Raw genomic sequence first — 514 nt, 5'->3', positions numbered from 1 at the left:
GCCCAACTTTGGGGCACAAATACATGGGCTAAAATAACGAGCGAAGCGAAGGGAGCCCATGTGTTTGTGTCCCAGCGAACGCAGTGAGCGCCAACAGTTTTTTGTTAGGTGCTTCACTCTAGTTTATTAAAACTGAATACAATTTCATAACCATCACCGATGCAGTAATTCCCATACTCTGCAACTAGCACAGGCTGCTGCAATTCTTGTTTAGAGAAAAATAAGCTTGAATAGAAATAGCCATCGTCGCTCTTCTCTAGTTCTGGAAAGAAATATAGATCTGGTGAGTCGTAGGCACCTGACATAACCATTGCACCACTATATTCAAAACTTTTGTATTTAGAAGGAATGGAAAGAAAAAATACGTAGCCGCTATCTTCTTTTTGCATTTCTAACATGATATCAGAGTCAACCCTTCCATTTTCTTTAGGGCTGCAAAAGACTGATGTCGCATTTGAATTGAATGAAACCAACATCGTTAGTAGGAAAAAGAGCGACGATCTCATAGTGCACC

Annotated in this window: 1 protein-coding gene; it reads right to left on the bottom strand. The window is 40.7% G+C overall.

What is annotated here, in order from left to right:
• Positions 1 to 113: 113 nt before the first annotated feature.
• On the bottom strand, positions 114 to 514 hold a 401-nt coding region (locus tag ACGHAV_RS16950), incomplete at its 5' end, for a hypothetical protein (RefSeq protein ID WP_390383377.1).

The sequence above is a fragment of the Alteromonas sp. MTD1 genome, assembly GCF_042848195.1.
Classification (GTDB): Bacteria; Pseudomonadota; Gammaproteobacteria; order Enterobacterales; family Alteromonadaceae; genus Alteromonas.
This window is presented reverse-complemented; position numbering and strand designations above follow the sequence as displayed.